Consider the following 9,524-nt stretch of genomic DNA (forward strand, 5'->3'; position numbering starts at 1 on the left):
GTGCGCGCGGCGCAGCGGCTGGCCGGCAGCGCGCGTGGGTACGCTAACGCGCTGCGCGGGATGAGTGTTGGACGGCAGCCGTCGTTGTGGGCGGCGTTGCCAGCCATCGCTACCCCCACACTGCTCATCACCGGCGCGCTCGACGAGAAGTTCTGTGCGATCGGGGCGCAGATGGCGGCACTGATGCCGCATACGCGTCACGTGATCGTGCCGGATGTCGGTCACGCGGCGCAGATCGAGCAGCCAGCGATGGTTGGCAGGTTGATCAGCGATTTTCTCGCTGAAGCGACAGACTGACATGTCTTTCGCTGAAAGGGGGGATTGCTTCGGGGGCTGCGCCCCCTCGCAATGACATACGGGGCCGCCGCCTCGTGCCCCAGTTGTCATTGCGAGCCGCCGCAGGCGGCGAAGCAGTCTCCTGCGAGCACGGAAGCTACCCGCTCAGGCATCCTTCCCGCCAAAGGGGGAGATTGCTTCGGTCGGGTGGCCCTGCGCTACGCTGGGGCCGCCACTCCCTCGCAATGACAATAGCGCGGGCGGCCCTGCGCAATGACAGGCAACCTTTGTCCTTGCGCGTCGCGTTCCCCCTTTATCATTGCGAGCCGCGCTGCGCGCGGCGAAGCAATCCCCCGCGCGTGCGAGACGCCATCACTCATCGATCAGCCCGCTGCGCGGGCTTCGTACCTGTAGCCCGGCCCTTGCGGGCCGGGCGATATGATGCGGGGAATGCACCTTCTTGCCCCACTCCCGCTGGGGGGAGGGGATGCCGCGCAGGCAGAGGCGCCACTGAAGGGGGAGATTGCTTCGGGCACTGCGCGCCCTCGCGATGACAGACGGGGTTGGCCCCCCGCTCTCCAATTGTCTTTGTGAGCCGGGCTGCGCGCGGCGAAGCAATTGATGCGCTCCTTGGCTTGGCGCTCTCACAATGGTTGCTCCACGTTTCTGGCAGATAGTGCGTGCAGTGGCAATGGGCACGGCAGCGCCGGTATTGCTCTAGCCGAATAGTGAGGTGTAAATGCCGTTAACGTATTGCTTTACCGCCTTCCTTGATATACAATATCCCTATCATACTCTTACGCAAACGTCAATAAGGCAGTGCAGCCGGGTGTCAACATGAAGTGGCGGGAAGGTGTGTGCGCAGAGGGTCATTGCAGGTGGAAGCGCATCCAGACGGACTGGGCGTCGGTTTGCGCTGACCGCCGCTGCGCGCGCCGTCTCCTTCGCGCCAGTTAGCGTCTGCGACGGTTATCGCTGTCTTTGGTCGTCTGCGTCAGGAGGTCGCTTTGAGGCGCCAATGTCGCTTCGTTTGCTATTGTGAGGAGGGACGTTATGGCTCTTGGCGGGTACGCAAATCGAGTCGCCCATGTCGATCTGACGGCTGGAACGGTGGAATATCGCGGCATTCCCGAAGATTGGGCGCGCAAGTATATCGGTGCGCGCGGGCTTGGGGTGCGCTATATGCTAGAGAATGGCCCGCAGGTTGATCCACTCTCGCCCGATAACCTGCTCTGCTTTATGAACGGCCCGCTGACTGGCACCGAAGCGAATATGAGCGGGCGGATGGCGATTGTCACCAAGTCACCCCTGACCGGCACCGTCACCGACAGCCACCACGGCGGTTGGTCGGCGGCGCGGCTGCGCTGGGCCGGTTTTGATGGCCTGTTGGTGAAGGGCAAGGCCAGCGGCCCGGTCTACCTGTACGTGCATGATGGCATCGTCGAGATTATGGATGCCTCGGAGGTCTGGGGCAAAGGCATTCACGATACGGTCAAGTTCTTCCGCGAGCGCTACGGCGAGAAGGATTTGAGCGTGATCGCGATCGGCCCCGCTGGCGAGAATCTGGTCAAGTTTGCCTGCTGGGTCAACGAGAACGACCGCGCTAGCGGGCGCGGCGGCACCGGCTGCGTCGGCGGCAGCAAGCTGCTCAAGGCGGTGGTGATCAAGTCAGCCAAGAAGATGCCCAAGGCGGCCAACCTCGATGCGTGGAAGCCGGCGCACAAACGCGCGCTCGAGACCATTATGGACGAGCGGAATATTACTAGTCCGCGCAAGGGTGGTCTCTCGGTCTATGGCACCAACGTGCTAATGAACATCACCAACGCGATGGGGGCGTTGCCCACCAAGAACAGCATGGTCACCTCGTTTGGCCCCAACGCCGAGAAGCTGAGCGGCGAGTATGTCAAGGAGCATATTCTGGTCAATGACCCGACCTGCCATGCTTGCCCGGTGGCCTGCAAGAAAGAGGTCGAGATTAAAGAGGGGCCGTGGAAGGGTCTCCGCATGGAGAGCGTCGAGTACGAGCCGGCATGGGCGCTTGGCGCGAACTGCGGCAACGATGATATCAACACCGTCGCCAAGCTGATCGATCTGTGCAACGACTACGGCATGGATGCCATCGAGCTGGGCCATCCGCTTTCGGTGTATATGGAAGCAACCGAGCGCGGCTATACCAACGGCGCCGGCGGCCTTGCTTGGGGCGACACGATGGCGATGGTCGAGATGGCGCGCAAGATTGCGATGCGCGAGGGGATTGGCAATGTGATGGCCGATGGCGCTGATGCGACGGCGCGCTACTTTGGCCATCCCGAATTGGCGATGACGGTGAAGGGCCAAGGCGTGCCGGCCTACGATCCGCGCGGCCTGAAGGGTATGGGCATTGCTTACGCGACCAGCAACCGCGGCGCCTGCCACCTGCGCGCCTATACCCCTGCCGCTGAGCTGGGGGTGATGCCGTTCGGCTCGCTCAAGGTCGATCCGCTGGCGTGGAAGGGCAAGGGTGAGCTGGTGAAGATCTTCCAAGATGTTCACGCCTTCTCCGACAGCCTTGATCTGTGCAAGTTCAGCGCCTTCGCCGAGAGCGCCGAGGAGTATGCGGCCCAGTATGCGGCGATAGTGGGGGTTGAGTGTACGGCGGAAGATGTGCTCAAGATTGGCGAGCGCATCTACAACCTCGAGCGCTATTACAACAATCTGGCCGGGTTCCGTGAGGGCAGCGACTATCTGCCGGCTCGCTTCACCCAAGAGCCGTCAACCATGCCCGGTTCGGAAGGTCATGTCTGCGAGCTTGATGACATGCTCGCCGAGTACTATGCGGCCCGCGGTTGGGTGAATGGCGTGGTGCCGGAGAGCAAGCTGCGCGAGCTGGGGATTATCGATTAAGTGGTGAGCTGGCTAGCCGTGGGGCGGGCGCTCGGATGCGCTCGCCCCGTTCTAATGACTGGAACGCGATGCAAGTGAATTTCTATGCGACTCTGCGCCCGATCGTTGGCGGCCGGACGGTAGAGTTCTATGTTGGTGAGCATGTGACGGTGAAACAACTGGTTGATGTCATCGTTGAGCGGTTTCCGCGCCTGCGCAAAGAGCTGCTCAACGAAGACGGCAACCTCTACCCGCACGTGCATGTGTTTATCAATGGCCGCGATGCGCCGTACCTGCCTAATGGCGTCGAGACGGTGATTAAGCCGGGTGATACGGTTGATATTTTTCCCGCCGTCGCCGGCGGGTGATGGGTGCAGCAGGATTAATGCGGCACGGCATGCTGCGCTAGTTACGCCGCGCCGTATGCTGGGTTAGGGGTGCGGTGAGGCATACCTCACCGCTACTGTTTCGCCCATACGGGTGACGTCATATCCTCCCAACGCTGCAACCGCCTGCCGGTAGGCGGGTTCAAACAACATCTGCCGGAGCGGCGCCAGCAAATCACTCTCCCAATGGCGCCGCGGGATAGCGAGGTCGTACTGTTCGCTAAAGAGCGGGATGAAGGTCAGGCCCAAGGCTTGGGCAGCGGCGCGAATGCCGAGGCCAACATCGGCAGCGCCGCTCTGCACCGCCGCTGCGACCGCCATGTGGGTGTACTCTTCGCGTTCGTAGCCGGTGATAGCGCTAGGGTCAATTCCCGCTTGGCGCAGTTGGTAATCGAGCAGCACCCGTGTGCCCGATCCGCGTTGCCGGTTGACGAAGCGCACGCCAGCGCGGGTGAGGTCGGCGAGTGTGCGCAATCCCAGCGGGTTGCCCGGCGCCACTAGAAAACCCTGTTCGCGATCGGCCAAATGCACCAGCACAATCTCTTCATTGGGCAGGTACCGCCGCACATACGAAACGTTATACTCACCGGTCTCTTCATCGAGCAGATGCATTCCGGCGAGGTGCGCGTCGCGGCGTTTGAGCGCCATCAAGCCACCGAAACTGCCGACGTTGGCTGAGCTGAGCCGGCGGCTTGCGCCAGTGCGTTGCAGATAGCCGGCCAAGAGGTCGAGGGCGAGATCGTGGCTGCCAATCGCGACAATGGTAGACTCGATCGCGGACTGTGGGCGCAGCAGCTCGACCGTCACTTCCGCCCCGGCGTGCAACCCTTCGGAAAAGCGGGGAATATGGGCGATCGCATCGGCGCGGATCAGCGACGTCACCACGCCGGCCCCGCGCGAAAGCGGCGTCGCAATCAGTCTCCCGTCTACCCGGCCCAACGTCACGCGCACAAACTCATCTTCCCCCATCGGTGAGAGCAATTTGCGGCTGATATACGCCGTCGCTTTGGTCCGTTCCGGCGGCGTGAGCCCCTGCAGCTGGTAGAGCAACGGGCGCAGGAAGAGTTCCGCCGTCAACGCTGCCGAGACGGGGTAGCCGGGCAAGCCAAAAGCCGGCTTGCCGCCGGCCACACCGAGGATGACCGGATGGCCGGGGCGAATCGCGACGCCATGCACGGCCACCTCGCCAAACTCGGCGATGATCGAAGCGGTATAGTCTTCGGAACCGGCAGACGAACCGGCGTTAATCACAATCACGTCGTGGTTCGCCAACGCTTCCGCCACTGCCGCGCGCAACAGCTCTTGCCGGTCGGGGACGGGCGGTAGGCGGGTAGGCACCCCGCCCCACTCCTCAACCAAACCGGCGAGAATCAGCGAGTTAAACTCGATAATCTCACCCGGCTGCACCGGCTGGCCTGCCGCTTCGCGCGCGGCAGCGGCTTCTGGCGTAATCAGCTCGGTGCCGGTAGGAATAATCGCTACCCGCGGACGGCGACGCACGGTGACGGTCGCGTAGCCAGCGGCGGCAATCGCACCGAGATCAACCGGCCGCAAAACCACCCCCTCGGCGACAATCAATTCCGTTGCCACAATGTCTTCACCCAGCGGGCGCACGTGTTGCCACGGCGCCACCGCAGCATTGATCGCCACCGTCGTCTCGTCGAGCACCTGCACATTCTCGGCCATCACCACCGCATCGGTGCCGGGAGGCATCGGATCGCCGGTATCCACCCATACCACCTGCTCGCCGATAGTGAGCGTCAGCGGCGACGACTCGGTCGCGCCGACGGTGGCCGCTGCCCGCACGGCGATGCCGTCCATTGCAGCGGCGTGATAATGCGGCACCGAGCGAGCGGCCCACACCGGCGCTGCGGTGACCCGTCCGCGGGCTTGGGCGAGCGGAATGGTCTCGCTACCGAGCAGATGCACCCCGCCGGCGCGGGCAAGGGCCGCTTCAAAGCGAGCAATCGCGTCATCGAGAGCGCGATCTTCGAGGTAGTAGCGTCGTTTTGACATAAGAAACTCTACGGTGTTATGCGAGCGATTCCGGTTGCAGACTTAGCTAATTTATAAGCAAGCAATGCTCGTCCTCGACTTTGTTCTTGCGCGCCGCCTCGCTCCCCAGTTGTCCTTGCGCGCCGCCGCGCCCCCGTTGTTATTGTGAGCCGCCGGCGGCGGCGAAGCAATCTCCTCCTTCAGCGAATGGCGCCCGCTCAGGCATCCTTCTCGCTAAAGCGGGAGATTGCTGCGGGCGCTGCGCGCTCTCGCAATAACAGTAGCGCGCGCGCCCTGCGCAATGACATACGGGTTGCCCCTTCGCAATCACATAACCCCTTCAAAACAACGTAATGTCAACTGTTGTCCCTGCGTACAACCCGGTCAGATCGAGTGGTACCCGCACAAGGCCATCGGCGTGGGCCATGGTATAGATCAGATTCGACTTGCCAAAGACCGGCTCGGCATACAACACCCCGTCGCGCCGTTCCAGCCGCACCGGCACAAAGTCTTCGCGGCCCGGCTTGGAAGGCACATTGAGGGTCAGCACGGCTTGGAGAGCCGGCGGATCGGCGTCGGGCATGCCTTGCAGGCGGCGCAGGGCCGGGGCGACGAAGAGACCGAACGCGATCATTGCCGACACTGGGTTGCCGGGCAAGCCAAAGATCGGGCGGTTGCTGGCAGCGGCGATGATGGTGGGTTTACCGGGGTGAATAGCCACGCCATGCACTAGCACCCCCGGTGCGCCAAGCGACTCGATGACTTTGACGGTATGGTCACGCGCGCTAACCGAGCTGCCGGCGGAGAGCACCAGCATATCGGCGGCTTCCAGCGCCGCGCGCGCCATGCGCTCCAGCACTGCCGGATCATCAGGCGCGATGCCGCACAGGATTGGCTTGCCGCCGGCGCGGCGCACCAGTGCGGCGATGGTGTAGCTATTGATGTCGCGTACCTGTCCCGGTGCGATCTCGGCATCGGCGGGCGCCACCTCGTCGCCGGAGGCGAGAATCGCCACCCGTGGTTGCTCAACCACTGGCACATTGACGATGCCGACTCCGGCGAGACCGCCAAGATCTTGCGGACGGAGGCGGTGGCCGCGCGGGAAGAGCAACTCGCCGCACTTGACATCCTCGCCGATTGGGATGACGTTTTCGCCGATCGCGACGGGCCGCACCACTTCAATCGTGGTGGCGTCGAGATACTGGGTATGCTCGATCATCACCACGCTATCGCTGCCGGGGGGGAGCATACCGCCGGTATGGATCAGCGCCGCTTGGCCGGGGCCGACGGTGAAGTTCGGTGCGCGGCCCATTGGCACCTCGCCACAGAGGGTCAGATAGGCGGGCAGGCTCTCGCTGGCGCCGTAAGTGTCGGCAGCGCGCACCGCGAATCCATCCATGGTTGAACGCGGAAAAGCCGGCAAATCAACCGGCGAATGCAATGCTTCGGCCAGCACCCGGTCGAGGGCCGCGTGCAGCGGCAGCGACTCGCGGCGCTCCAGCGGGCTAATGTGCGCGCTGAGCCGAGCATTGGCCTCGGCAATCGTCACTACCTGAAACAGCTCAGGCATAGCTGCTCCTTGGTCTCAGCTTGGGCTATCGCCATTATACCAAGTTTTCGCGCGTGGTTGGGGTGCCACTCATGAGGCATCAATCTCTTGGCAGCCGATGGTCGTATTTCCCTCTGCACCCCCTGCGAGAAAGAATATGGTACATTATTTACAGGCTGCCAATCTGACGACAGCGAGGAGATGTATGCCAATCGAGTGGGTGAAAGTTCACGAGTATACCGACATTATTTACGAGCACGACGCGGCTGGCGAGGGGATTGCCAAGATTACGATCAACCGGCCCGAAAAGCGCAATGCGTTCCGGCCTGAAACGGTCAACGAGCTGATCGATGCCTTCTCGCGCGCCCGTGACGACGAGCGGATCGGGGTGATTTTGTTCACCGGTGCCGGTGATAAGGCGTTCTGTTCGGGTGGTGATCAGAGTGTGCGCGGGATCGGCGGTTACGTGGGCAAAGACCAGATTCCGCGGTTGAATGTGCTCGATCTCCAGCGCCTGATCCGGATTATTCCCAAGCCGGTCATCGCGCTGGTAGCCGGTTATGCTATTGGCGGCGGCCATGTGTTGCACGTGGTCTGCGATCTGACGATCGCTGCCGACAACGCCATCTTTGGCCAGACCGGGCCGAAGGTAGGCAGCTTCGATGGCGGCTATGGCTCGAACCTGCTGGCCCGCATGGTCGGCGACAAGAAGGCGCGCGAGATTTGGTACTTGTGCCGGCAGTACAATGCCCAGCAAGCGTTGGAGATGGGTTTGGTGAATGCGGTGGTGCCGCTTGAACGGCTGGAAGACGAAGGGGTGCAGTGGGCGCGCGAGATTCTGGAAAAGAGCCCGCTGGCGATCCGCATGCTCAAAGCCAGCATTAATGCTGCTGCCGATGGCTATGCCGGGTTGCAGCAGTTGGCCGGTGATGCCACACTGCTCTACTATCTGACCGAAGAGGCGCAAGAGGGCAAGCAAGCCTTCCTCGAGAAGCGTAAGCCGAACTTCCGCCGCTTCCGCCGCTATCCGTGAGGCGAAGGGGGAGATATGGAGTGCGGCAGTTTGACTGCCGCATTCCACACCAATACTATGCTATCTGGCGAGAGGTGCGCAGGTGGTTCACGTATGGAGTGCGGCAGTTTGACTGCCGCACTCCATACCAATACTGTGCTATCTAGCGAGAGGTACGCAGGCGGTTCACGTATGGAATGCGGCAGTTTGACTGCCGCATTCCATACAAGTCAATTGTGTCGCGCATCGATTCTGATACAAGATAGAAATCTCTTTCGGCGTGCCTCTGCATTCAGCAAAAAGGGAGTATGAAAATGACCACCAAAGCAGCTCCGGCAGCGCCGCCGTCGCGGCTGAAGGTATGGCTGATGGCCGCTCGTCCGGCGACGTTGCCCGCCGCTGTGGTGCCGGTGCTGGTCGGTTCGGCGTTGGCCTTGAGCGCCGGCAAGTTTCAGCCATTGGTCATGCTGGCGGCCTTGTTGGGGGCGCTCTTTATTCAGATTGGCACCAATTTGGCCAACGACTATTTTGATGCCAAGAAGGGCGCTGATACCAGCGAGCGGCTTGGCCCGCCGCGGGTGACGCAGCTCGGCCTGTTGCCGGCCAAGACGGTGCTGGCGGCGGCGTTGATCAGTTTTGGGATGGCGGCGCTGGCCGGCATCTATCTGATTGTGGCGGCTGGCTGGCCGATCCTCGTGATTGGGTTGCTGTCGATCGCCGCCGGTATTCTCTACACCGCCGGCCCGTTTCCGCTTGGCTACAACGGTCTCGGCGATCTGTTCACCTTTGTCTTTTTCGGATTGGTGGCCGTGATCGGCACCGACTACGCGCACACTGGCCAGTTCCGTTGGGTGGCGTTGTGGGCCGCGTTGCCGGTGGCGATGCTGGTGACGGCGATTCTGGTGGTGAACAATCTGCGCGATGCGCCGACTGACCGCAAGGCGGGCAAACGCACGCTGGCGGTGATCTTTGGCGAGCGCTTTGCCCGCAGCGAGTTCGCCCTCTTGGTGCTTGGCGCGTTTGTGTTGCTGCCGCTGGTATGGATGTGGGGCGGCGAATCGCCGTTCACGCTGCTGGCTTGGCTCACCGCGCCGATGGCGCTCAACCTGATCGATTTCGTCAACCGCGAGCGCGGGCGGGCGTTGAATAAGGCGCTGGTCGGAACCGGACGGTTGCACCTGATCTTTGGGGTGCTCTTTGCCATCGGGCTGGCGCTAGGCTAGAGCCCGTTCGTACCGCTATGATCCACCTTCCCGATTGGCTGGCGCGGCAAGCTGCCCTACGTCCCAACCATCCGGCGCTGATTGGCGCCGAAGCGACCTACACCTTTGCCGAGCTTGACCGCTGGGCCGGAGTGGTAGCGGCGCGGCTGGGCCAAAGTGTGCCGCCGGAAGCGCGCGTGGCGTTGCTGGCGCGGAACCGGCTGGCGTATGCGGCGGTGGTG

The 9,524-nt window shown here is 62.6% G+C and carries 7 protein-coding genes and 1 pseudogene; 6 read left to right on the plus strand and 2 right to left on the minus strand.

Annotation, left to right across the window (positions count from 1 at the left end; translation table 11 throughout):
* The 3 genes and pseudogenes from U9R81_RS17845 to U9R81_RS17855 form a co-directional block, all read left to right on the plus strand.
* Positions 1-297 (plus strand): annotated as a pseudogene (locus tag U9R81_RS17845) (2-succinyl-6-hydroxy-2,4-cyclohexadiene-1-carboxylate synthase); the annotation flags it as partial.
* Positions 298-1,329: 1,032 nt separating this feature from the next.
* Positions 1,330-3,159: an aldehyde ferredoxin oxidoreductase family protein gene (locus U9R81_RS17850; protein ID WP_322496767.1), complete on the plus strand. Its 1,830-nt coding sequence runs from the start codon at positions 1,330-1,332 to the stop codon at positions 3,157-3,159.
* 68 nt (positions 3,160-3,227) lie between these two features.
* Positions 3,228-3,506, plus strand: coding sequence for a ubiquitin-like small modifier protein 1 (locus U9R81_RS17855; protein ID WP_322496768.1), 279 nt, complete (start codon positions 3,228-3,230; stop codon positions 3,504-3,506).
* Positions 3,507-3,569: 63 nt separating this feature from the next.
* Here U9R81_RS17855 and U9R81_RS17860 read toward each other — a convergent pair whose 3' ends face one another.
* Positions 3,570-5,540: a molybdopterin biosynthesis protein gene (locus tag U9R81_RS17860; protein WP_322496769.1), complete on the minus strand. Its 1,971-nt coding sequence runs from the start codon at positions 5,538-5,540 to the stop codon at positions 3,570-3,572.
* Between the two features lie 319 nt (positions 5,541-5,859).
* Positions 5,860-7,089 carry a gephyrin-like molybdotransferase Glp gene (gene glp, locus U9R81_RS17865; RefSeq protein WP_322496770.1) on the minus strand — a complete coding sequence of 410 codons (1,230 nt, stop codon included), beginning with the start codon at positions 7,087-7,089 and terminating at the stop codon, positions 5,860-5,862.
* Positions 7,090-7,273: 184 nt separating this feature from the next.
* Between glp and menB the strand changes: the two genes are divergently transcribed.
* The 3 genes from menB to U9R81_RS17880 form a co-directional block, all read left to right on the plus strand.
* Complete coding sequence (menB, locus tag U9R81_RS17870; protein ID WP_322496771.1) at positions 7,274-8,101, plus strand: 1,4-dihydroxy-2-naphthoyl-CoA synthase; 828 nt, start codon at positions 7,274-7,276, stop codon at positions 8,099-8,101.
* Positions 8,102-8,394: 293 nt separating this feature from the next.
* Positions 8,395-9,303: a 1,4-dihydroxy-2-naphthoate polyprenyltransferase gene (locus U9R81_RS17875; RefSeq protein WP_322496772.1), complete on the plus strand. Its 909-nt coding sequence runs from the start codon at positions 8,395-8,397 to the stop codon at positions 9,301-9,303.
* Positions 9,304-9,320: 17 nt separating this feature from the next.
* Positions 9,321-9,524 (plus strand): AMP-binding protein (locus U9R81_RS17880; protein ID WP_416180988.1); only part of this gene is annotated, 204 nt, incomplete at its 3' end.

Source organism: Chloroflexus sp. (genome assembly GCF_034435895.1).
GTDB lineage: Bacteria > Chloroflexota > Chloroflexia > Chloroflexales > Chloroflexaceae > Chloroflexus.